Annotated in this window: 24 protein-coding genes, 1 pseudogene and 1 riboswitch; of the genes and pseudogenes, 9 read left to right on the forward strand and 16 right to left on the reverse strand. The window is 64.0% G+C overall.

What is annotated here, in order from left to right; translation table 11 throughout:
- Window positions 1-6: 6 nt before the first annotated feature.
- Window positions 7-393 carry a hypothetical protein gene (locus tag AUC70_RS01380; protein ID WP_069443288.1) on the reverse strand — a complete coding sequence of 129 codons (387 nt, stop codon included), beginning with the start codon at window positions 391-393 and terminating at the stop codon, window positions 7-9.
- Window positions 390-498, reverse strand: a riboswitch (TPP riboswitch). It overlaps the preceding gene by 4 nt.
- Before the next feature lie 255 nt (window positions 499-753).
- Between AUC70_RS01380 and AUC70_RS01385 the strand changes: the two genes are divergently transcribed.
- Window positions 754-1140, forward strand: coding sequence for an HlyD family secretion protein (locus tag AUC70_RS01385; protein WP_206599287.1), 387 nt, complete (start codon window positions 754-756; stop codon window positions 1138-1140).
- Between the two features lie 196 nt (window positions 1141-1336).
- Here AUC70_RS01385 and AUC70_RS17680 read toward each other — a convergent pair whose 3' ends face one another.
- Window positions 1337-1558, reverse strand: a complete 222-nt coding sequence (locus AUC70_RS17680; protein ID WP_244505453.1) for a hypothetical protein — start codon at window positions 1556-1558, stop codon at window positions 1337-1339.
- A 54-nt stretch (window positions 1559-1612) separates the two neighbouring features.
- On the opposite strand from AUC70_RS17680, the gene AUC70_RS01395 reads away from it, so the two are divergent.
- Window positions 1613-1909, forward strand: a complete 297-nt coding sequence (locus tag AUC70_RS01395; RefSeq protein ID WP_083241139.1) for an HlyD family secretion protein — start codon at window positions 1613-1615, stop codon at window positions 1907-1909.
- A 293-nt stretch (window positions 1910-2202) separates the two neighbouring features.
- Window positions 2203-3690, forward strand: coding sequence for a DHA2 family efflux MFS transporter permease subunit (locus AUC70_RS01400; protein ID WP_069443289.1), 1488 nt, complete (start codon window positions 2203-2205; stop codon window positions 3688-3690).
- 44 nt (window positions 3691-3734) lie between these two features.
- Here the strand turns inward: AUC70_RS01400 and AUC70_RS01405 are convergent, their stop codons facing one another.
- Window positions 3735-4103: a hypothetical protein gene (locus tag AUC70_RS01405; protein ID WP_141701887.1), complete on the reverse strand. Its 369-nt coding sequence runs from the start codon at window positions 4101-4103 to the stop codon at window positions 3735-3737.
- Window positions 4104-4130: 27 nt separating this feature from the next.
- On the reverse strand, window positions 4131-4499 hold the full coding sequence (locus tag AUC70_RS01410; RefSeq protein WP_069443242.1) for a hypothetical protein: 369 nt from the start codon (window positions 4497-4499) through the stop codon (window positions 4131-4133).
- Between the two features lie 187 nt (window positions 4500-4686).
- Between AUC70_RS01410 and AUC70_RS01415 the strand changes: the two genes are divergently transcribed.
- Entirely contained in the window at window positions 4687-5490 is an 804-nt protein-coding gene (locus AUC70_RS01415) for an SDR family NAD(P)-dependent oxidoreductase (protein ID WP_069443243.1), read from the forward strand.
- A 22-nt stretch (window positions 5491-5512) separates the two neighbouring features.
- Here AUC70_RS01415 and AUC70_RS01420 read toward each other — a convergent pair whose 3' ends face one another.
- Both AUC70_RS01420 and AUC70_RS01425 read right to left on the reverse strand, forming a co-directional pair.
- Window positions 5513-6406, reverse strand: coding sequence for a CorA family divalent cation transporter (locus AUC70_RS01420; protein WP_141701888.1), 894 nt, complete (start codon window positions 6404-6406; stop codon window positions 5513-5515).
- 228 nt (window positions 6407-6634) lie between these two features.
- Window positions 6635-7078: an RrF2 family transcriptional regulator gene (locus AUC70_RS01425; RefSeq protein WP_069443244.1), complete on the reverse strand. Its 444-nt coding sequence runs from the start codon at window positions 7076-7078 to the stop codon at window positions 6635-6637.
- 110 nt (window positions 7079-7188) lie between these two features.
- On the opposite strand from AUC70_RS01425, the gene AUC70_RS01430 reads away from it, so the two are divergent.
- The gene (locus AUC70_RS01430) at window positions 7189-7644 is read left to right on the forward strand and encodes a group III truncated hemoglobin (RefSeq protein WP_069443290.1); all 456 of its coding nucleotides are present in this window, start codon (window positions 7189-7191) and stop codon (window positions 7642-7644) included.
- Here the strand turns inward: AUC70_RS01430 and AUC70_RS01435 are convergent.
- The 3 genes and pseudogenes from AUC70_RS01435 to AUC70_RS01440 form a co-directional block, all read right to left on the reverse strand.
- A pseudogene (locus AUC70_RS01435) lies at window positions 7641-9031 on the reverse strand (chloride channel protein). The gene AUC70_RS01430 and the pseudogene AUC70_RS01435 overlap by 4 nt on opposite strands.
- The gene (locus AUC70_RS17685; protein ID WP_244505449.1) at window positions 8974-9270 is read right to left on the reverse strand and encodes a hypothetical protein; all 297 of its coding nucleotides are present in this window, start codon (window positions 9268-9270) and stop codon (window positions 8974-8976) included. The pseudogene AUC70_RS01435 and the gene AUC70_RS17685 overlap by 58 nt, the downstream one beginning before the upstream one ends.
- 71 nt (window positions 9271-9341) lie before the next feature.
- A complete protein-coding gene (locus AUC70_RS01440; RefSeq protein WP_069443245.1) occupies window positions 9342-9800 on the reverse strand; it encodes a GFA family protein in 459 nt (152 codons plus the stop codon).
- Between the two features lie 109 nt (window positions 9801-9909).
- On the opposite strand from AUC70_RS01440, the gene AUC70_RS01445 reads away from it, so the two are divergent.
- Both AUC70_RS01445 and AUC70_RS01450 read left to right on the forward strand, forming a co-directional pair.
- Complete coding sequence (locus tag AUC70_RS01445; protein WP_069443246.1) at window positions 9910-10266, forward strand: winged helix-turn-helix transcriptional regulator; 357 nt, start codon at window positions 9910-9912, stop codon at window positions 10264-10266.
- Window positions 10267-10408: 142 nt separating this feature from the next.
- On the forward strand, window positions 10409-10780 hold the full coding sequence (locus AUC70_RS01450) for a phasin family protein (RefSeq protein ID WP_244505450.1): 372 nt from the start codon (window positions 10409-10411) through the stop codon (window positions 10778-10780).
- Window positions 10781-10898: 118 nt separating this feature from the next.
- On the opposite strand, the gene AUC70_RS01455 is transcribed toward AUC70_RS01450, so the two are convergent.
- The gene (locus tag AUC70_RS01455) at window positions 10899-12275 is read right to left on the reverse strand and encodes a flavin-containing monooxygenase (protein ID WP_158007325.1); all 1377 of its coding nucleotides are present in this window, start codon (window positions 12273-12275) and stop codon (window positions 10899-10901) included.
- A 252-nt stretch (window positions 12276-12527) separates the two neighbouring features.
- Between AUC70_RS01455 and AUC70_RS01460 the strand changes: the two genes are divergently transcribed.
- Window positions 12528-13889 (forward strand): FAD-binding protein, encoded by a 1362-nt coding sequence (locus AUC70_RS01460; RefSeq protein ID WP_069443248.1) that lies wholly within the window; start codon window positions 12528-12530, stop codon window positions 13887-13889.
- Window positions 13890-13940: 51 nt separating this feature from the next.
- Window positions 13941-14927 carry an aldo/keto reductase gene (locus AUC70_RS01465; protein ID WP_069443249.1) on the forward strand — a complete coding sequence of 329 codons (987 nt, stop codon included), beginning with the start codon at window positions 13941-13943 and terminating at the stop codon, window positions 14925-14927.
- A gap of 16 nt (window positions 14928-14943) precedes the next feature.
- On the opposite strand, the gene AUC70_RS01470 is transcribed toward AUC70_RS01465, so the two are convergent.
- From AUC70_RS01470 to AUC70_RS01495, 6 genes are all read right to left on the reverse strand, one after another.
- The gene (locus AUC70_RS01470) at window positions 14944-15471 is read right to left on the reverse strand and encodes a DinB family protein (RefSeq protein WP_069443250.1); all 528 of its coding nucleotides are present in this window, start codon (window positions 15469-15471) and stop codon (window positions 14944-14946) included.
- Between the two features lie 2 nt (window positions 15472-15473).
- Window positions 15474-16247, reverse strand: a complete 774-nt coding sequence (locus AUC70_RS01475) for an SDR family NAD(P)-dependent oxidoreductase (protein ID WP_069443251.1) — start codon at window positions 16245-16247, stop codon at window positions 15474-15476.
- A gap of 132 nt (window positions 16248-16379) precedes the next feature.
- The gene (locus AUC70_RS01480; RefSeq protein ID WP_141701889.1) at window positions 16380-18527 is read right to left on the reverse strand and encodes an adenylate/guanylate cyclase domain-containing protein; all 2148 of its coding nucleotides are present in this window, start codon (window positions 18525-18527) and stop codon (window positions 16380-16382) included.
- A gap of 125 nt (window positions 18528-18652) precedes the next feature.
- Window positions 18653-19951 (reverse strand): adenylosuccinate synthase, encoded by a 1299-nt coding sequence (locus AUC70_RS01485; protein ID WP_069443253.1) that lies wholly within the window; start codon window positions 19949-19951, stop codon window positions 18653-18655.
- Between the two features lie 110 nt (window positions 19952-20061).
- The gene (locus AUC70_RS01490) at window positions 20062-21237 is read right to left on the reverse strand and encodes a phosphoserine transaminase (RefSeq protein ID WP_069443254.1); all 1176 of its coding nucleotides are present in this window, start codon (window positions 21235-21237) and stop codon (window positions 20062-20064) included.
- A 196-nt stretch (window positions 21238-21433) separates the two neighbouring features.
- A complete protein-coding gene (locus AUC70_RS01495) occupies window positions 21434-22288 on the reverse strand; it encodes an outer membrane protein (RefSeq protein WP_083241143.1) in 855 nt (284 codons plus the stop codon).
- Between the last annotated feature and the right edge of the window lie 135 nt (window positions 22289-22423).

The raw sequence follows: 22423 nt of genomic DNA on the forward strand, positions 1-22423 counted from the left end.
TTCACCTCAAGCAAAATATCCAAAGTAGCAAAGCACGGCGCCGATGATCAGCCAGACCACGCCGCCGATGATCGCGGCACGCGGTTTGTCCAGCATGGCATGGCCGATCTTCTTGACCGCGCTGAAGCAGAGCATGCGGATGGCGCCGCCGATGACGGCCATCCAGCCAAACAGCGTGATGATGAGGCGCCAGTCGAAGGCCCACACATTGTGGTTGAGCACAATGGCGAGACCCGCCGTCATCACCATAAAGCCGGTCACGTAGATCAGCGGGGGACTGTCTAGAAACTGCCGCGCCATGTCCCGCTGTGCCTCCGGGTTGACCAGAAGGCCGATCGCGGCCACGAGCATTACGGGACCCATGAGCTGCGCCAGAAAGACCGATGTATTCACCGCAATATCTCCTGTCCCTTCGCCGGTACAAGCCGGATCAGGTTCTAAGGGTCTCCGCAGGTTGGCGGACTCTCAGCCCCACATGGGGCTCCCCTCGGACGAGATTCACCTTACGCCGACCGCCCGCACTTCGAAAGGGGGCAGCGCGATCGTGATCGACCTGTCCTGCCTTTCGCGTCCGCCGGGCACCCGCGGCAGCCTATAGGCCGGACACAGACCAAAGGTTTCGGCGCACGACTTGCGGCCTTAGGCCGCTGGGTCTAAGGCTGGCCATGAATATGCCTTGCTTCCTTACCAATAACGGGCGCGAGACGAGGCGGGGTTTCATTGGCCGCCGCGCAATACAGAGTGGACGAGAACGTGAGTCAGACCGCCAAGAGTTCCAGAAAAACACAAGATACTTCCGAGGATGCCGAAAACACCTCGAAGAACGGGGGATCCAAGCTGCGCTGGATTGCGCTTGGTGTCCTGTTCGCGATCACGGTCATCGGTGTATTCGGCTATTGGCGCTACGCTGAAATCTACCCCTCCACCGACAATGCCTATACCGGCGCCGATATCGTGCGGATAGCGCCGCTTGTGGCCGGCCAGGTGATTGAAGTCTATGTCGAGGACGACCAGAAAGTCTCCAAGGGCGATCCCCTGTTCGACATCGACCCCGTGCCCTATGACGCCGCCCTGCGCGGCGCGCCCGCGCCCAGTTCGACGCAGCCGCGGACGCGGCCGGAACCGAAGGCGAACCGCTGAAGGAAGCGGCGGCGGAGATGGAAGCCAAGCGCGTCGCCCTGGTCGATGCAATCGGCAAATACCGCGCAGCCGAAAAAGCCCAACGCGCGAACGGCGCCTCGAATGCAGCGCCCAGTCCTGCCGTCACAAAAGCCCTCGTCGCGGTTCGCGAAGCCGAAACCGCCTTTCAGACAGCCCATCAGGCCTTCAGCGAAGCTCAGGACATGAGCATGGTCGTCACCGTTCCCACGGCGAAGCTCCGCGGGGCCGCCGCGCAGCTCGACAAGGCGACCGAGGATCGCGTGAAGACCCATGTGCTCTCGCCGGGTGACGGCTGGGTCTCCGATGTGCGCATCCGGCCCGGCGCGGTCATGAATGCCGGCATGCCGGCCTTCCCGCTCGTCGAGTCCGGACCTTGGTGGGTCAATGCGAATTTCAAGGAAACCGATCTCCAGCGCATCCGGAAGGGCAGCCGGCGACCATCAAGCTGGACATGTATCCCGGCTACGCCATCGAGGGTACGGTTGAGAGCATCAGCACCGGCTCCGGCGCCCTTTTCTCGGTGCTGCCGCCGGAGAACGCCACCGGCAACTGGGTGAAGGTGACGCAACGTTTCCCGGTGCGGATCAGGATCGACGGCAAGCCGGATCCGAAGCGGCCCTTGCGCGTCGGCGCCACCGCCACGGTCACGGTCGATACGACGGGCGACGACAAGACCGCCGCTCAGGCCAAGACCGGCGCGCAGGCGGATGACGCCCCGCAGAATACCGCGAGTGCGGGCACACAATGACCGATCGGCCGCGCGGGGGGACCGCCGGCCGGAGCGCCGGAGGGCAGCGCCGGTCGGGCCGCACGCCGAAAAGATCGGCGGCGAAGACGGAAGCTCTCAAATCCCAAAGTCCAAAGTCTCAGAGCCAAGAAGCCGCGCAAGCGTCCGCACCGGTCGAGGCGGCTGATAAGTCGCCTGCGAAAAAGCAAGGCGGCAGACTTCGCGCCGCTAAGACCGCCGGCGGCGGCGCCCGTCCCCCGGCGGCGAAAGAGACCCCGCCCCCGCCGCCGCCCAGGGATCGGGACGCACCTCCCGTGGCGCTTGTCGTCGCCGTGGTGCTCACGGCCATTCTGGAAGTGCTGGACATCACGATCGTCAATGTCGCCGTGCCCCATATGCTCGGCGCGTTCGCGGCCACGCCCGATCAGATCACCTGGATCTTGACCTCGTACATCGTCGCGGCGGCCGTCGTGGTGCCGCTCACCGGCTTCCTGTCCAACTGGCTCGGCCGCAGGCGGCTTCTGCTCGGATCGATCACCGGGTTCGTCATCTCCTCGGTCCTGTGCGGACTGTCCTGGAATCTGGAGAGCATGGTCGTGTTCCGGCTGGCCCAGGGCGTGTTCGGCGCGCCGCTCGTGCCGCTCAGCCAGGCCATTCTGATGGATGCCTTCCCGCGCGATAAGCAAGGCCAGGCACTGGCCATCTTCGGGCTCGGCATCATGGTCGCACCGGTCATCGGACCCTCCTTGGGCGGCTGGCTCACCGAGACCTATTCATGGCGCATGGTGTTCTACATCAACATCCCGGTCGGGGTGCTGGCGCTCCTGCTCTCGGTCGGCTATCTGCCTAAGCGGGCCATCAAGGACATTACGACGGACTGGATGGGGCTCGCCCTCCTCATCGCCGCCGTAGGAACGCTTCAGCTGGTGCTGGACCAGGGGCATATGCGCGACTGGTTCGATTCGAAGGTCATCGTCACCCTCACGATCGTCTGCATCTTCACGACGGTCGCCTTCTTCATGCGCGGCTGGAACAAGACGAACAACATCATCGATCTTTCGCTCCTGAAGGACCGCAGCTTCGTCGCGGGCACCCTGGCGATCACGCTTTTCGGCATCAGCCTGTTCGGCTGGATGGCGATCATGCCGCTCCTCACGCAACGCCTTCTCGGCTATCCGGCCGACCTCGCCGGCATGCTGTTTATCCCACGCGGCCTTGTGAGCGCCGCCATGCTCGCCATCACGGGCGGTCTGTTGATGCGCTTCGTCGACCCGCGCTGGCTCATCGGCGGCGGGCTGATCCTGACGGCGGCCGGCACGCTGCCAATGGCCTTTTTCAACCTTCAGGTGGATCCCTGGGCCATCATTGCGCCGACTCTTCTTGCGGGCGCGGGGACCGGCCTCTTCTTCGTGCCGCTCACGGCCGTTGCCTTCGCGGACGTGCCGAATTCCAAGTACGACGAGGCGGCGGGAATCTATGCCTTGATGCGTGGAATCGGCGGGTCGGCCGGCATCGCCATCGTGAGTTGGCTATTTGTGCGCCAGGCGCACATTCACTTCGCCGAGCTCACCGCTCACATTACGCCCTATAACCGCGATCTCCTGCCCTACCTCACCGAGCGCGGACTGACGCCACAGGATCCGCAGGCAGGCGCAGCCGTGATGCAGGAGATCGCGCGGCAAGCGCAAATGCTCGCATTCGACGACATCTTCTGGTTCATCGGGATCTGCACGTTAGCCATCGTGCCGGTGATCTTCTTCATGTCCCGGCCGAAGACGACAGGCGTGGTGGTCGCGCACTAAGCGCGGCGCCCAGCCTTAATCGATCCGTCAGAGTCGGGTTGCTGCTACCAGCAGACTTTCGCGCCCGACGTGCAGACCGATGGCGACACGACGCCTCTCCAGCACGTCGTGTGGGCGGTCGATGTGATGATATCGGGCTTTTGGTAGAGGTCCGGCGTCACTTCCCCGCGCCAATACGGATTGGGCTTTGGCCGCGCCGGCGAGAGCGTGACCTGGCTCACACGCCACTTCGCCTTCACAGCCTCGATCTCGTTTTTCAGAGCCGTCAGAGACGCTTGGACCGCAAATGACTTGAACGGTCCGTCATCGGTGGCAAACACGGTCGCACACCGAGCCTGAGCGCCTCCACTCTGTGCCATGACGAATCCAATCGCCGCGATTGTCAGTGCAAAGGCACGCCGATACGACCCCATCGAAGCCTCCTTAGGATACGTTGACCGCTACCAGCAGACCTTGGCGCCGGACGTGCACACCGTCGGCGAGACCACGCCCGACCAGCAGATGGTGTGCCCCTGCGACGTGACCACATCGGGCTTCTGATAAAGGCTCGGGGACACGGAATCGCGCCAGTAAGGCTGCGGCTTTGCGCGCATGGGCGAGATGGAAACGCTGCGAAGGCGTTTCGAGGCCTTGAATTCCGCAATAGCTTCTCTGAGGGCGTTCTGAGACCGGGCGACCGCCGTCCTCTTGTCGACACCATCGGCTGTCCCGGACAACCCAACGCAGCCTGCTTGCGCGGTCGCGCCAAGAGACAGGCAGAACCCAGCCGCCACGAATGCCAGTGCAACGGCGCGCCAATACGACCTCATCGAAGCCTCCTTAGGACGTGTAGAATGGGAAAGTTGTACGAGCCGCAATCACCCGATTCCAGCCGCTTGCGCCCACCGCAAATGGGTTCTCCACTTCCTGTTACCCATCTGCCACAGTCTAAGGCCATTTTTAAAGCGAATTGGTCGTCAGCGCACGTCCTGCGCAGGAATATGAAGGTAGGTCGACATGTCCTCCAAGCTCGTTGTTGTGACCGGCGCTTCCAGCGGCATCGGAGAGGCCACGGCGCGGCGCTTCGGCCAGGCCGGTGCGCATGTGGTGCTGCTGGCCCGCAACGCCGAACGGCTGGAGCGCACTGCGCGCGACGTGCGCGATGCGGGCGGCAAGGCGACGGCGCTCGCCGTCGATCTGCAAAATAGAGCGGAAACGCTGGGCGCGGCAGCGCGCATCTCGGGCGACATCGGAACGCCAGACCTTCTCGTCAACAATGCGGGCGTCGGCCGCTGGCGCCCCCTTGTCGAAACCGGCCCCGACGAGGCCGCCGCCATGATCGGCGTTCCCTACCTTGCCGCCTTCAATCTGACCCGCGCCTTCGCACCTGCCATGATCGAGCGCGGTTCGGGCGGCATCGCCTTCGTGACCTCACCCGCCTCCTATCTCGCATGGCCCAACGCGAGCGCCTATATCGCCGCACGCCGGGCGATCGCCGGATTCGCCGAGTCGCTGCAAAGCGAGCTGAAGCCGGCGGGAATTTTCGTCACCATCGTCGTGCTGGGGGCCGTCGAAACCCCCTATTTCGAGAACAATCCCGGGAGCCGCGAAAACATCCCGGAACTCGGTCCCCGGCTCGCGCCCGTGTTGACGGCAGAACAGGCGGCGGAGGCCTTGTTCCAAGGCACAGAGCAAAAGAAGCGGTTTGTCGTGAAGCCGGCGATCTACCGGGCGCTGTTCGTCATGAACGCGCTGTTTCCGAAAACGGTCGCCAGCCAGGTCCGCCGCGCCGCCAAGAAGGCTAAGAAGGCCGGCGCCTAGCGCCGCAGCATGCCGAGCCGCTTCAAGATGTAGAGACGAGGCCTGACGCGCCGATAAGCAGCAGCATGGTCACGATGAAGCCCGAGCGGTCGTGCTCCAACGGCAAGCCTCCGACATTCATGCCGAAGATCGAGGAGATCACGCCGGCGGGCAAAAACACCGTCGTTACGATTGTCAGCAGTTGAAGGTTGCGGTTGGTCTGGTCGGTCATCCGCAGCGAAACCTCTTCCTGCAGCAGGTGCGCGCGGTCCCGCAAGGCGACCATCTCATGATCGAGCCAGTCGAGCCGCTGCGCGATATGGCTCGTTTTGAGCACGTGGGCTTTGCCCGTGGTTTGCCAGGCATTCTGCTCGAACCGTCCGATCACGGACCGTTGCGTCGACAACAGCCGGTGCAGCCGCACGGCGAGACGCCGGCATTTGGCCAGCCGTTTGGGGATATCGTCCTCGAGATCCACGATGAGCCGTTCCTCGATGAAGTCCAGCTCATCGCTGATGGCTTCCGACTTCTCCTCGACCCCTGTCGTAACTTGCATGAAGATCGACTCGAGCAAGGCCGTATGGTTCTTCGGGTTTTGGCCGGAGCGAAGCGACTTCCGCACGGCTTCGATCGAATGCAGGCCGTCCCGGCGCCCGGTGATCAGAAGTTTTTCCGTGGCCACGAAGTGCAGGAGCCCGAGTTCGTCCGAAAGGCCCTCGAGCCGATAGACCAAATCCGCGAAGACCCCGTAGACACAGGCATCGTCCGCGTGCAGCTGCTGGCGATCGCCGACGGACAACAGTAGATCTAGGGCTGCCTTGGGCAGGTCGGGGACATGGGCGCGCAGATAGGGCGCGACGCGGGCGTCGGCCAGGTTGACGTGCACCCAAAGCCAGCCATCGTCGCCGCTGTGGCCGAGCGCGCCGGGCGGCAACATGCACTCGGAAAGCTCCTGCGATGCCCCGTCGGCGCTGAAGCGGAACGCCCAGACAGTCCCGGGCAACAGTCCGAGGGCGGCTCCGTAGCCGTGGGCGGCACTGAAACGGCAGAGGGCTTAGCGGCCTGAGTTTGCGACATGTTCTCCTCTCGTCGTGTGAGGAGAGACTCCAAACATTGCACTCTTGTGACAGTCGTTTTGGCGCCCGGCCCGCACGCGTCGACGGCGCTAGGGGGCTGCCGGAATGGCGAGCAACGACTTGATGGCGGAACGAGGCCGGGCAAGGTCCGCCAAGGTGTAGCCGTCCAGAACGTCTAGGAAAGCCTCGCCCGCTCGGTGCAGGGCCTTGCGCAGCACACAGCACCGTTCGATGGCGCAGCCCTCGTCCAGCGGCGGGAAGCACGGCACCAGCGCCATGTCCGGTTCCGTATGGCGCACCACGTCGCCCAAAGAGATGCGCTCTGGCCGGCGGGCAAGGCGCAGACCCCCGCCCCTGCCCCGGACGGTCTCCACATAGCCGGCAACGCCGAGCTCATGCGCAACCTTGGTGAGATGGTTCTTCGAGATCCCGTACGCCTCGGCGACTTCGGCGATGGTGGCCAGGTCGCCATCCTTGACCGCGACGTACATCAGCAACCGCAGCGCATAGTCGCTATAGACGGTGAGGCGCATGGCGATCTCCTTTCGGCTAAAACATATATTTTCAATATTGCTTTATATCAAGCCGCGCGATAAAAGTCGCATCTACGGTACATCTTTCTAGCCCTGCGATGGAGTTGAACATGACGGACTGCCCCGGCGTGGATTGTGTCACACAAGAGTCCAGTGAAACGCCGCTGACCGACGACGGCATCCGGCTTCTGGTCGACCGCTTCTATGTCAGGGTGCGTCAAGACGCTTTGCTCGGTCCGGTCTTCACCCGCGCCATCGCCGACGACGCGTGGCCCCAGCACCTCGCCACGATGCGCGATTTCTGGTCGTCGGTGATGCTCACCTCGGGCCGCTATCACGGCAACCCCGTCGCCGCCCACCGGGGCCTCGACGGCATCAAGCCGGCGCATTTCGAGCGCTGGCTCGCCCTGTTCGGCGAAACCTGCCGCGAGTTGTTCGGCGACGAGACAGCAGCAACCTTCATGGACAAAGCCAACCGGATCGCCACGAGCCTCCAGCTCGCGATGTTCTATCGGCCCGAGAATGATGAGCCGGCGCTACAGCAGACGCGGGCCGCCGGCGCCTAGCGGTGCTCCTCGACGCTGGTGGCGATGAGTTCCTTGTTGAAGGCCCGTAGCGCGTGCGCTTGGGAGAGCCTGCCGACGATCCGGCTGCGATCGTGCGGATCCACGACGGGCAACGTCTCGGCGCCCAGCGTGTCGAAGGCGCGCAACGCCGTCTCCAGCGTCTCGTTGGACGGAATCGCGTGCTCGCGATCGCCTTCGGGAAGCTCGGTCGGTTCCTCCTCGGTCAAGGGGCGCATGATGTCCGCCACGTGCAGATCCCGCATGATGGTGCGATGGGGCCCCTCGTGAAGGACGATGCCGCGTGATTCCAGCTGGGCCTGGAACAGAGAGCGGCCGAGGATGGCCTGGTTGATGCCATTGGCGACAGCGACCGTGAGAAGCAGCGCGAGGCTCAATTCGAAACCACCGGTCAGCTCGAACACCATCACCGTCGTCGAAATCGGCGCGCCAAGCACGGCCGCAGCCACCGCCCCCATGCCGAGAATGGCATAGAGCCCCTCGCTGGAGCCGACCTCCGGAACCGCCGCGGCCGCGATGAGACCGAAGGCGCCGCCGGTCATGGCGCCGAGATAGAGGGCCGGAGAAAACACCCCGCCGCCGAAGCGCGAACTCAGAGTGATGGCCGTCGCCACGGTCTTGAGCCCGATCAGCAGCAGCATCATGCCGATGGTCAGCTGGTCCTTCAGCGCCGCATCCGTCGTGTCGTAGCCCACCCCCAGCACCTCGGGGAACCAGATGGCGATGATGCCCACCATCAGACCGCCGATCACCGGACGCATGACGAGCGGGATGTTGACGTTGCGCGCCGCCCAGTCCGTGCTGAGGATGGTCAGTTGAAACACGACCGCGACGGCGGCCGCGACAATGCCGAGCAGAATGAAGGCCGGCACTTCGAGATAGGAGGCAATGCTGTAGCTCGGGACGATAAACGCGGCCACGTCGCCGAACCAGGCCTGCGACACGATCGTGGCCACGACCGACGAGAGCACCAGCGGCACGAACGTACGGATCGAGAAATGACCCAGGATGACCTCCTGCGCGAACAGCACGCCCGCGATCGGTGCGTTGAACGAGGCGCGACCGCGCCGGCCGCGCCCGAGGCCAGCAGCGTCCGCCGTGCCGCGTTGGGCAGATTGAGGTTTTCGGAAAAGGCCACGGCAATGCTGGCGCCGAGATGGACGATCGGCCCCTCCCGGCCGGCGCTGCCGCCGCACCCGAGCGAGAGCGCGCTGGTCACGGCGCTGATCAGGCCCTGACCAAGATGCAGGCCGCGCCCGCCGTTGACGCGCGCCTCCATGACATCCGGCACCGCCACGGTCCGTTTGGCCGTCAGCGCATAGCGCAGCAGTAGCCCGACAAACAGACCGCCCACGGCGGGCGCCAGCATGACGACCCACCAGGCTGGTGCCGCGCCGCCGCCGCCACGTGTTCGGACATGGTGTGGAGCCAGGGCCACTGGAAGACGCCGATGGCGAGACGGAAAAGAATGGCGGCCACGCCCGTGGCCAGCCCGATCAGCGGCGCCAGGAGCCAGACGGTCGTCTGCCGTGTCTCCTGGAAATGCTTGAGATTGGGGATCGTCCAGCGTCGGGCCGTATCCAGGAGTTGGGCGCGTCTCAAAGCCATAGAATGGGTTTAAGGTTGCGCGCCTCCCCACTCAAGCACTTGTCGCACGCCATTCACGGGACTGCTCCGGCCTAGACCACTTCTTTCGGCATCCGGGTCGGCATCTCCGGGAACGTCGGCACATCCGGATCCAGGTGGCGCCAGGACGGTGCGCGGCTGGCGAAGACGACCATCTGAGGTCTGGCGATTTCCAGATCGTCCAGACTCGACGCTTTGATAAAGACTTTGTCCGGCATCATGGAGTTGCGCATCAGCACGGACGCCCCGCAATCGGGGCAGAACCCTTGGCTGACGATATTTCCACTGTCCGCGGTGGTGTCGAAGTATTTCAAGGTCCCCGTCAACGTGAAGGCATCGTCCGGCACGAAGAGATTCGTGCTGTGGTCCGTTCCGCTGCTCTTGCGGCAGGCTTCGCAGTGACACTGACCGACGAGGACCGGTCCGACCGCGCTCTCATAGTGGACGGCGCCGCACAGGCAGCTGCCCGTGAAGCCTCCATTCTTATCCGTCGCCGATGTTTCGTCCGCCATCTTGTTCTCCTTGCGCTTCCGGCATGCTCCAAGGCCCCCGCCACGGGAACCGCCGCCACGATAGCCAGTCACTTGTAACTTGCAAGCTAGAAGTGACATACTCGATGCCATGGATGATTCGCGATCAGGCTGCCCCATCGCCATGACCCTCGATATCGTGGGGGACCGCTGGACGCTGGTGATTCTCCGCGACCTCCTCATGGGGAAGCGGCGGTTCTCCCAGTTCCTGGAATCGCCCGAGCGGGTCGCGACCAACGTCCTGACCGATCGTCTAGCCCTGATGGAGCGCGAGGGGCTGGTCACGAAAACGCTCTACCAGGAGCGGCCAAAACGGTACGAATACAGGCTTTCCGAGAAGGGCGAGGCCTTGCTGCCGGTGCTTCAGGCTATGGCCCGCTGGGGCAATCGCTTCATTCCCAGCTCTTGGCCCGCGCCCGAAGAGTTCCTTGACCTTAAGGCGCCATAGGCCGCGCAGGTCCATGGGCCGGAGCGGAAAGCTCATTCGACCTTCGTATTGTGCACTGCACAATACCCTTGAACTTCATTGTGCGGTGCAATATATACTGGCCATGGTTCACCGGCGCTCACATCAGGAAAGGAGCACTGACATGATGGAATTTGACAAGACGGCCCTCGACAAGGCCACGCAGGACTTCCAGAAACTGGGCAAGGACAACTACGAAGCCGTGGTCAAGTCCTATGGCCAGATGAACAAGGGTTTCCAGGACATCGGAACTAGCTTCACCGATTACACGAAGCAGGCCTTCGCCGATGCGACCGCGACCTTCGAGAAGCTCGTCGGCGCCAAGTCGCTCGAGCATGCCATCGAGATCCAGTCCCAGTATGCCAAGACGGCATATGAGACCTGGATGGCCGAGATGACGAAGATCGGCGAGATGTATGCCTCTGTCGCGCGCGACGCGTATAAGCCGGTTGAAAAGGCCGTGGCCAAGACCACCGCCACCGTGACCGCGTCTTAATCGGCGGCTACCGCACGCAGCAGAAAAGGCCTGGAGGCTCCCGCCTCCGGGCCTTTTTCTTTGCCGTATTGGGTTTGCCTTGGCCGGGTCTGCGGCACCCGCGCGGCCGTCTGCCCCGCTAGGAGGCGAGCTTCAGGGACTCATCCTTGGGCGGTGACGACGGGGTGCTCTCGCCCATCGTGCGCATCTCGCCTGCCGGCAGCGCGCATGCGCCGAACTTCTTCAGCAAGCGCTTCATGTAACGGCGGAAGCGCAAGTGATGGATCTCGAAGCGATGCCACGGCGTGTCCTGGCGCTTGATGCCGTGGCCGATATCGGGCGCCCCCTGCCGCTTCAACTCCCGGAACCATTCGGCGCGCTCGGGATCCTTCTCCTCGGCGGTGATGAAGGCCGCGATCAGACGCGCCTGCTGGTCCGCCACCTGCCAAACCCCGCCCTCGGCCGGATCGAACAGGCCGACCGCGAAAAAGTCGTCCCAGTCCCGGTGGAAGGTGTGAATGAACAGCTTCGACCAGCCCCGCTCGTCGAGCACGTAGGAGTCCTCCATGAACGGGAAATGGACTTGGAAACCCGTTGCCCAGATGACCATGTCGACTTCCGCGGACGTCTCGTCGGTGAAATAGACACGGCGCCCTTCCAGGCGCTCGACGCCCGGCTTGGCCACGACACGCCCATGGACGAGATGGTCGAGGTAGGTATTGGAAGCGGTGGGGTGGGCCTCGAACAGATCGTGATCGGGCTTCGGCAGGCCGTAACGATCATGAGGACCGATCAAGATACGCATGCCGAGCTTGTAGAGCTTGTACATGACCTTGCGTGGGATCGGCGCCCGGCTGATCCTGTCGATCACCGTATCGGTCGGCTTCCCGAATAGAAGCTTGGGGAAGAAATAGTAGGTGCGGCGCATCGAATGGATCGCCGCCTTACCGTCATGGGCGGCATCGTCCAGGATATCGACGGCCGAATTGCCGGCGCCCACCACCAGGACTCGCTTGTCCTTGAGCTGCGCCTTCGACTTCACGTCGTGGGAGTGCAGCACCTCCCCTTCGAACGTGCCGGGGTACTCCGGGACGAACGGGTGCCAGTGATGGCCCGTGGCCATGACGACGCCGTCATAACGGCGCGGCTCGGTTTCACCTTCGAGCGTGACCAGCCATCCGTCGTCGTCGCGTTCGATATGGCCGACCCGCGTGTTGAACGTGATGTGGTCGTAGAGACCGAACTCTTCCGCATAGGCCCGAAAATACGCCTGCGCCTGGGCCGCGCTCGCATAGACCGGCCAGTCTTCGGCGAAGTCGAAGTCGAGATAGCGCGTGAGTTTCGCTGAGGAATTGAGGTGGGTCGAGCCGTACACCGCGTGGGGACTATCGAGGTTCCAAATGCCCCCGACATCGCTCTCCGCCTCGAAACAGTCGAAGTCGATGCCGCTCTCCGCGAACCGCTTGACCACGGGTAACCCGCAAGCGCCGGCGCCAATAATGCAGTATCGCTTCACGTCACCTCCAAGAGCACAGGTGCGACATAAGCACCTCAGACTAGCTCCATATTACGGCAGACCAAAGCACTCCAGGCCCTGTGCATCAACCCATAGGAATTTGGCCTGGGCTCATTGATTTGGCTCAAGTCGCAGCCTCTCTAGGGAAGGTCTCTAGGGACTAGACGGCATTTCGCTTGTGCCTGAATTCGATGGAAGTTACCCGTATGGTCACCGGCCGCAATACCCAGCATCGCGAGTTGAGGGAATTTCATGGACAGTGAGCAGGACATCACTATCAAGAACTGGGACGGCACCTGGACCTACCACCCACGCGTGAAGGCCAGGCCTGAAAGCGTCGAGGATCTCGTCGAGATCGTCACGGACCCGGTGCGCTTTCCCTCGCCCGTTCGCCCGGCCGGCTCGATGCACTCTACCGCGCGCATGAACGGCGACGACGAGGGCGGCACCATGGTCGATATGACGGCCATGAACCGCATCCTCCATTTCACGGACGACACCGTCACCGTCGAAGCCGGCGTGACTCACGGCGACCTTGCAAAGGCCCTCAAGGCGCGCGGCCTCCAGCCCTACATCACCACGGAAATCGGCAATACGACGCTGGCCGCCTTTGCCTGCGCCGCCACCAAGGACAGCTCCTTCCCCGGCGAGTACGGACAGGTCAGTTCCTATGTGGTGGGAATCCGCTATGTGGACCCGAACGGCGAGATCAAGGAGATCACGGAGGCGAACGATCCTCAGGAGATGCAGCTCTTCCGGACGAGCTACGGCATGTTCGGTCTCATCTTCGAGGTCACCATCAAGGTGCGCCCCACGCAGGCGCTCGAAGTGCGGCACTACGGGCTCAGCATCGACGAGTTCCGCAAGTTCCTGCCCGTGTACAAAGCGCGCGGCCACGCGGTCATGTACTACATCTACCCGTATGCGCGGCGGGTCGTGGTCGAGCTGCGCAAACAGCATCCCGACCGGAAGCCCACCTCGCGGCTCCGCTGGCAATACCGCAACAAGTTCTGGAAGCAGTGGGCCCCGGCTGTCGCGACGTGGATCGATACCAACATCAAGAGCAAGAAGTGGCGGACCAAGGCGCACGACACCTTCTTCTACGTGCAGCGGCAGCTGATGGTGCGGCTCATGCGCTACAATCACAGCTGGCCCCACGCGCAGATCATCACCTACCCCCGCAAGCCGAAGGTGTTCTACCTGTTCAGCATGTGGTCGTTCCGCGAGACCGACTTCTTCGACATCCTCGAGCGCTATTGCGACTTCTGCATCGCCTACGAGAAGGGCACTGGCTTCCGCTGCAACCTGCCGTCCGTCGGCTACGTGATCAGCCGGGACTGCGAGGCCCTGTTCTCCTACACCTGGGAGGGCCCGGGCATGAGCATCGATCCCGCCTCGACCGGCGGGCGGGAGTGGGAAGAGTTTCTCCACGCCTATAACGATTTCTGCAGCGAGCATGGTGGGACGCCGCTCTTCAATCAGACGCCGTTCCTCACCCGCGAGATGGCACGCCACTCCTTTGGGGCGCGTCTGCAGAAATTCGCCGCCGCGCGGGCCGAGCGCGATCCCAAAGAGCGGTTCCTCGACCAGCACTTCCGCGATCTTCTGTCTTAGCGCAGGAATTTGGCGCCCGCACGAACCGCCCCGACCACAAGGACTGCACCGATGGAGCAGATCAGCATTCCCGGACTTCCCTTTGCCGCATCGCGCGTTGCGCTCGGCACCTGGGCGATCGGCGGCTGGATGTGGGGCGGCGCGGACGACGACAATGCGGTGGCCACGATCCACCGCGCGCTCGACCTCGGCATCAACCTGGTCGACACGGCGCCGGTCTACGGTTTCGGCCACTCCGAGGAGATCGTCGGGCGCGCGCTCGAGGGCCGTCGCGACACCGCTCTGATCGCAACGAAGGTGGGACTCGACTGGACCAGCGGGCGCCCGCGCCGCAATTCGACGCCGGAACGCCTGCGGCAGGAGCTCGAAGATTCGCTGCGGCGGCTTCGGACCGACGTGATCGACATCTACCAGGTCCACTGGCCAGATGACGCCACGGCGTTCGAGGTCACGGCCGAAACCCTCGACGAATTCCGGCGCGAAGGGAAAATTCGCGCCATCGGCGTCAGTAATTTCGACGTCGCGCAGATGGACCGTTTTCGGACGGTGGCCCCGATCGCCACGATCCAGCCGCCCTACAATCTCTTCGAACGGGGTGCCGATGACGAGGTCCTGCCCTATGCCAAGACGCATGGCATCGTGGCGCTGACTTATGGCGCTCTGTGCCGCGGGCTCTTGTCCGGGCGGATGACGGAGGACACCACATTCGAGGGCGACGATCTGCGCAAGATGGACCCGAAGTTCCAGGCCGCGCGGCGCGGACAATACCTCGCCGCCGTGGCCGAGCTCGATGCGCTTGCCCGCAAGAAGTTCGGCAAGTCCGTTCTGGCGCTCGCCGTGCGTTGGATTCTGGATCAAGGCGACACGGTCGCGCTCTGGGGCGCCCGGCGCCCTGCGCAGCTCGACGCCGTCCCCGACATCATGGGCTGGCACATCGATCCCGAGACCATGGCGGAGATAGACCGCATTCTGGACGAGACGATCACGGACCCTGTTGGCCCTGAGTTCATGGCGCCGCCGCGGACCAAAGCCGCGTAGGCCGGGCGGAGAAAGCTCAGCCTGACGTCGCGGTTCGGTCGAGGCCAATCCCAGTCTGACGCTGATAGAGGATCAGGTCGAGCGAAGGCGCCTCGCCCGCAACCTTGGTCAGCAGGCAATGCGCCTGGCCGCGGTGATGGGTCTGATGGTTGAACACGTGCGACAAAGCGGAGCTGAGAGGCTGCACGACCTTGGCGGGCTGGACGATCGTGCCGTAGTGGATGTTGCTCGCGACGTCGGCGTCAGCCAGACCTCCCACATAGGCGGCGATGCGCGCATCCTCCGCACGCCGCGCTTTGCGCAACGGCTCGAACTCCTCATACAGGATCGCATCGAGCGACGGCGGCAGAGCCCCCGCGCCTGTGAAGCGGTGCATCCATATGCGGTCCGCCACCAAAATGTGGTTGAGCGTGCCGTGCATCGACTTGAAGAAGGCACCCTGATCGGCGCGGTAATCCGCATCGGATAGGCGCGATGCCGCATCGTAGAGACGCTCGTTGGCCCACGCGTTGTAGCCAGCGAACATCGCAAATGTCTGGCGCATCGCTACGCTCCCGTCGCCTTGATGAACCACCGCACGACGGGGAACGACGCCACGCGCGGCAGATTGCGCACCGTCTTGAGGAACAGTTCCACCTGGGGCGGAAAGGCGATCTCGTAGGGCCGCTTCGGCAGCTTCTCCAGGATCTTCCGGGCGCAGCGCTCCTTCGATATCACGAAGAGCTTCTTCTTCGGGTCGTAGGACGCATTGAGCGGCGTATCGACGAAGCCTGGATTGACGAGCGTGAGATCGACGCCCGTGCCCCGCAGCTCCAGCTTCAGGCTCTCCGCAAGATTGATGACCGCCGCCTTGCTGGCGCCGTAGCCGCCATTGCCCGGCCAGCCGGCATAGCCGAACAGCGAGCCCATGATGGCGAGATGCCCCGCCTTGCGCTCCAGCATCGCCGGCAGCACGGCGGCGACGCCGTTCAGCACGCCGTCGACGTTGAGCGCCATGGTCTGACGGAAACCTTCCGCGTCGATATTGCGGATGTCGAACGGCACATACATGCCGGCCCCGAGCAGCGCCAGATCGATCGGCCCGAGTTCGGCCTCGACCTTGGCCGCACAGGCCTTGAGCCCCTCGACGTCGAGAACGTCCGCCGGGAAGGCCGTGATGTTGGGGCTGGACGCCGCCAGCGCATCGAGCTTTTCGCTCGGCCGCGCGGTCGCCGCGACTTTCACGCCCGCATCGGCCAGGCGCCGTGCGATCTCCCCGCAAATCGCGCCCGAAGCGCCCGTGATCCAGGCGGTTTTCCATGGATAGGTCTTGTCGGCCATATGGTCCCCGTTTGGCTAAGTGTGGCCCGCACCGGGATCGATACTGCCCGGCCGCACCGGGCGCAAGGCGGCATCATGCCCAAGGAGGCATCATGCCAAAGCCGGGTTTAGGCCGCAGCGCGTCGTCTTGCCCTAGCGCTTCTCCGTTTGGGAAAGGCCGTCCCAGTCCCCCGGCGGCGGCGATTGGGCGAAAGCCTCGCAACGGTCGCGCATGATCTTGGCCGGCTCGTCGTCCGGCTTCTGCTTCAGGATGGCGGCAAAGGCGGCCGCCGCCGCATCCCACTCCCGGTTGAAATACAGGTCCATCGCCTCGGTGCAGGCTTGCGCCAAGGCGATATCATCTTCGGACAAGGCATCGCGCTCGCCGATCAGCGCATAGATCACAAGGCCTTCCTGACGCCCCTTGACCGCGACCTTGTCGATCGGCCGGGTGACGATGACATCGTCCACGGCACGCCGGGTCACGTCGCTGATGAGAATGTCCGTCCCGTAGATGTGGTTCAGGCCTTCGAGCCGGCTCGCGACATTGACCGTGTCGCCGATGGCCGTGTAGTCGAGCCGGTTCGGGCTGCCGAAATTGCCGACCATCGCGGACCCGGTGTGGATGCCCGTGCGGGTACGAAGCAAGGGCAGGCCCTCCTTCGCCCAGATGTCGCGGAGCTTCGCAAGCCGCCCACGATTGGCAAGCGCCGCCCGGCAAGCCTCGAGCGCATCCTGCCCGTGAGAACGTGGCGCGCCCCAAAGGGCCATGATGCCGTCGCCGATGAACTTGTCGACCGTTCCGCCATGATCGAGAATCTCCCCCGTCATCTCGTCGAGATAGCGCGCGAGGAGCTCGACGAGTGTATCGGGCGGAAGCGTTTCCGATATCGAGGTGAAGCCCTCAAGGTCGGAGAAGTAGACGGTGATCTCGGTGCGCGCACCGCCGAGCTTCGCCTCTTCACCGGATTCCAACAGGAGGCGGACCAAATCGGCCGGCACGTATTTCTGGAACGACCGCAGACCCGTCTTCATTTCCTCAACCGCCGTCGCAAGCGTGCTGATTTCGCGAATGCGGCTTTGCACGGGCGGTTTCGGATCGAGGCGGAACTGTCCGATCCTGCGGGTTTCGTCCGCGATGGCGCGGAGATAGCCGGCGATACGCTTCGATAGCAGGACCGACAACGCCGCCGCGACCAGCACGCCGCCGAGGCCGAGATAGACCATGAGCTGGGCCATGCGTTGAACGTCGCCGAAGATCTCGTCCTCGGGCAGCGCCATGCCGATGATCCAGTTAGGTCCGCCCTCCCGGCCGAGGTGTCTGTAGCTGCCGAGATAGGTACGGCCGTCCGCTTCGAACGTGATCTCCTGCAACGACGCGGGAACCCCGGTCAGATCGGTGCCGAGCGGCTCGAGGAAGTTGGCGACGCGCGGATCCGCGATGTCCTCGGCCCGGATCGTGACACGTCCGCCATCGTCCGGCGCGGGTTGGGTCAGATCGATCCGCTTGGTTTCGTCGGGATCGGCTGCGGCCGGGTGGGCGATGACGCGCCGCGCGCCGTCGCCCGTCACCTCCAGCAGGAAGGAGATGCCGGCCGAGCCCAGCTTCACGTCGCGCAGGAACCGGCTCAGGGCGTAAAGGTCGAAATCCGCCGTCAGGACGCCGACAAACTCCCCATCGGGCCCCTCCGCCGGCACCGCCCGGCTGACGCCCGGAACGTCCAGGGATTCGCCGGAGCCGAGAAACACATAGGATTCGGTCCAGACCGGCGTCTCGGCGTTCTTTGCCGAAAGGTAATACGGCCGCTCATACGGAGGCGTCCGCTTCGAATTCGGAATGTCCCGCAGCTTCGACCAGGTCTCTCCGGGCAGCACGGTGAACTCCCGGAGATAGCGGCTGCCATCGTCTTCCGGCGTGAGCCACAGCACGCTGAGATCGCCGTTGCGGTCCCGAAAGGCGTGGTAGTACTTCCCGCTCGGCATGCCGAAGGACATGTAGGACAGGCTCGGACGGGCCTCCAGCGATGCCGCGAAGTAGGTGCTGAGCCGCTTCTCGTCATCCGGATCGATCCAGCCTTCGGTGATGAGCCTGGCGACGGTATCCGCCTCGTCCTCGGCCACGTCCAGCGCGTGCTGCACATGCTGCTCGACCCGCTCGGAGGCCTGCGTGAGAACTTGCGCACCGAGATCCTGGACCGCGAAACGCGCATAGAGATACGCCGCCGTCCCGAGCAGCGCCACCGCCGTCAGCAGCACGGCCAGCATCAGAGTGAGAAGTGTGGCCCGAAAGCTTATGCGCACGATTTGAGGACCTTGCACTGTCACCGCCGTCACGGCAATTGCGATAAAGAACCTCTATTGCGTACCGCGCTAGCTCCTTAGGACGCAACACGGATCAGTTGCGTGGCCCGGCAGGGTCTCCCTCCCTAACCGGCGAACGGATCGCGCACGAGGATCGTGTCGTCGCGCTCGGGACTCGTGGACAGAAGCGCGACAGGCACGCCGGTCAGCTCCTCGAGCCGGCGGACATATTTGATGCATTGCGCAGGCAGCTCCGCCCAGGAACGCGCGCCTTGCGTCGACTCGGTCCAGCCGTCCATTTCTTCGTAGATGGGCTCCACACGCGCCTGCGCCCCTTGCGCCGCCGGCAGGTAGTCGATCTCCGCGCCGTCGAGCTTGTAGCCGACGCAAATCTTCAGCTTGCCGCCCGGAATGTCATCCAAAACGTCGAGCTTGGTGAGGGCGATCCCGTTGATCCCGGCGACCTTGCAGGTCTGCCGCACGAGGCAGGCATCGAACCAGCCGCAGCGGCGCGCCCGGCCCGTCACCGTGCCGAACTCCGCGCCGCGCTCCCCGATCAGCTTGCCTGTCTCGTCGAAGAGCTCGGTTGGAAAAGGCCCTTCGCCCACACGCGTCGTGTAGGCCTTGGTGATGCCAAGCACGAAGCTGATCGCGCTCGGCCCAATCCCCGAGCCGGTCGCCGCTTGCGCCGCCACCGTGTTGGAGGAGGTCACGAACGGATACGTGCCGTGGTCGATATCGAGCAGCGCCCCTTGCGCGCCCTCGAACAGAATCCGCTTGCGGTCGGTCTTGGCCTTGTCGAGCAGCGACCAAACCGAATCCATGTAGGGAAGGATCTTGTCGGCGACCTCGGTGATCTGACTGCACAGCTCATCCGCCGAGATCTCGGGCTCGCCAAGACCGCGCCGCAGCGGGTTGTGATGGGCGAGGATGCGTTCCACCTTCGGCTTCAACACGGACAGGTCCGCCAGGTCCATGACCCTGATTGCCCGGCGCCCGACCTTGTCCTCGTAGGCCGGACCGATTCCACGCTTCGTCGTGCCGATCTTGCCTGCGCCCGCCGCGGCCTCGCGCAGCGCGTCCAGCTCACGGTGCAGCGGCAGGATCAGCGTGGCGTTCTCGGCAATGCGAAGATTGTCGCGGGAGATGGTGACCCCGAGTTCCTCGACGCGCGCGATTTCCTCGGCCAAGGCCCAGGGGTCGACCACGACGCCATTGCCGATCACCGAGAGCTTGTTCTGGCGCACCACGCCCGAGGGAAGCAGGGAAAGCTTGTAGGTCTTTCCGTCGACCACCAGCGTATGGCCGGCATTATGTCCGCCTTGAAAGCGCACCACCACATCGGCGCGCTCGGACAGCCAGTCCACGATCTTGCCCTTGCCCTCGTCGCCCCATTGGGAGCCGACGACCACGACGTTGGCCACGATGAAATCCCCTAAATCCTGGATAGAACACAGAAACGGCCCCGCGAGAGCGCAGGGCCGTATGCCGTTATAGCCCGGCTCGCGGGCCGATGCGAGCCTTGCAACAAACCTTAGGCGCTCCCACCAAGCGCCTCCTTCTCGCACCCGAAGGCCCAGTCGAGCCAGGGCAGCAAGGCTTCCACATCCGACCGCTCCACCGTGGAGCCTGTCCAGACCCGAAGACCCGGCGGCGCCGAACGGTAAGAGGCGATATCGAACGCGACGCCTTCTTTTTCGAGCCGCTTGGCCATGCGCTTGGCGAAGGCAGCCTGCTCGTCCGCCGAGAGCGCCGTCACGTCCGGATCGACCACTTTCAGGCAGATCGATGTGTTGGAGCGCGTCGCGGGATCGACGGCGAGAAAATCCACCCAGGGGGTCTCGGCGACCCACTTCGAGATGGTTTCCGCATTGGCATCGGCGCGCGCGATCGTTGCCTCGAGGCCGCCGACGCGCTCAGCGAACGCAAGAGCAGCCAGGTAGTCCTCGATGCACAACATGGACGGCGTATTGATCGTCGAGCCCTCGAAAACGGACTCCATCAGCTTGCCGTCCGCGGCGAGACGGAAGAGCTTCGGCATCGGCCACGGCGGCGTGTAGCTTTCCAGCCGCTCGACCGCGCGCGGCGACAGGATCAACATGCCGTGCTGCGCTTCACCGCCGAGCACCTTCTGCCAGGAGTAGGTGGTGACGTCGAGTTTGCGCCAGTCGATATCCTGCGCGAACACGGCCGACGTGGCGTCGCAAATCGTCAGGCCTTCGCGTGTGCCTGAGATCCAGTCCGCGTTCGGTACCCGCACGCCCGAGGTGGTGCCGTTCCAGGCGAAGACGACGTCGCGCGCGAAATCCACTTGGCCAAGATCGGGAAGCTCTCCGTAAGGGGCCGTGAGCACACGGACGTCGCTCAGCTTGAGTTCGTCGACGATATCCGTGACCCAGTCCGCGCTGAACGCTTCCCACGCCAGCACATCGACGCCGCGCGGGCCGAGCAGGTTCCACAGCGCCATCTCGACCGCGCCCGTGTCCGAGGCCGGCACCAGCGCGACGCGATAGCCGTCGGGCAGTTTGAGCAGCGCGCGCGTGCGGTCGAGCGCCTCCGCGATCCGCCCCAACGTGTCCGTCTGCCGATGGTTGCGCCCCAGCAGCGCGCCGCTGAGCGCCTCGAGCGACCAGCCCTTGTACTTGGTGCACGGGCCGGATGAGAAGCGCGGGTTCTCGGGACGATGGTTAGGTTTGTTCGACGATGTCACGGGAAGGCTCCAACAGGGTCATCACCAAGCGTCCGCTGTTCCGAGCTGCTTGGAGGAAAGCGGTGCACTTATCGCGCGCCCATTCGGCCCGTCAAGCCGCCCTTTCGGGCGAGGCCCCCGCCGGAACGGACGGCCAAAAGAAAACCGCCCGTCGCGAACGACGGGCGGTCAGGCTGTCAGTCGGCTGGACGATGGGCTATTTGAACGCGACCGGCATCGGGGCGGGAACGACCGGTGCGTGGCCCAGTTTCCAGCGCATGCCCAGCATGAGGTCATGCGAGGTCACATTGCCGAGATCCACGCCAGCGTAGGAGCTGGTGCCGTCGAAGGCCGTCACGGTCCCGCTCTTCGCTTCGCCGAGATCGGAGTAGCGATAGGACAGGTCGAGCGTCACGGACTCGTTCACGTCGTAGGCGATACCGCCATAGACGGCCCAAGCGAAGTTCGTCTCCGTGTTGTCGGCGCCATAGGCAACACCGCCGTTCGGGACGTTGACGTCCTTGAGGCCAAGCACGGACACCGAGGCGATACCGATACCGGCACCGACATAGGGCGTGAAGCACCAATAGGTGCCGAGATCCGCATAGGCGTTCCATAGACCAACCCAGCTCTCGATGTCGGCCGTGTATTCGTTGGTGCCGGGCAGGAACGTCCCGTCCGCGTCATTGCTGGCCCGGCTGAAGCTGCCGTTGCCGCCCGGATATTTGTCCTGGGCGATGAAGAGCGACTTGCCGCGATATTCAGCCGTCATGTCGAAGCGGAGCCAGTTGTTGAACTGGTAGCCGACGCCGAGGCCGAACAGCGGCGAACTCTTGATGTCTTCGTGCACGACCGTGAAGTCGTTGTACTGGAACAGCTCGGAGCTGATGCCATCCACGACGGGATTGGCGGCGCCGATGAAGCCCCTCAAATAGATCGGTCCCGTGCAACCAACGCACGGCGCCTCGATAACAGGCGGCGGCGGCGGAAGGCCGAGATCGGCCGCATGCGTGACCGTGATTGGCGCCATGGCCAATACACTGGCGAGAACTAGAGAACGTGTCTGTCCCATCTGATTACCCCTTTTCGACTGCAGCCCTGGCGAAGCTCGGCCAGCCGGGCCGATTCGCGTTGGCTGTCTCGTTTGGGGACTATCGAGGGGTTTGGTTAATGGACCCCTAATGGGCGGCTCAGACTGACACAACCC

Origin of the sequence: Methyloceanibacter stevinii, from assembly GCF_001723355.1 — a bacterium.
Classification (GTDB): domain Bacteria; phylum Pseudomonadota; class Alphaproteobacteria; order Rhizobiales; family Methyloligellaceae; genus Methyloceanibacter; species Methyloceanibacter stevinii.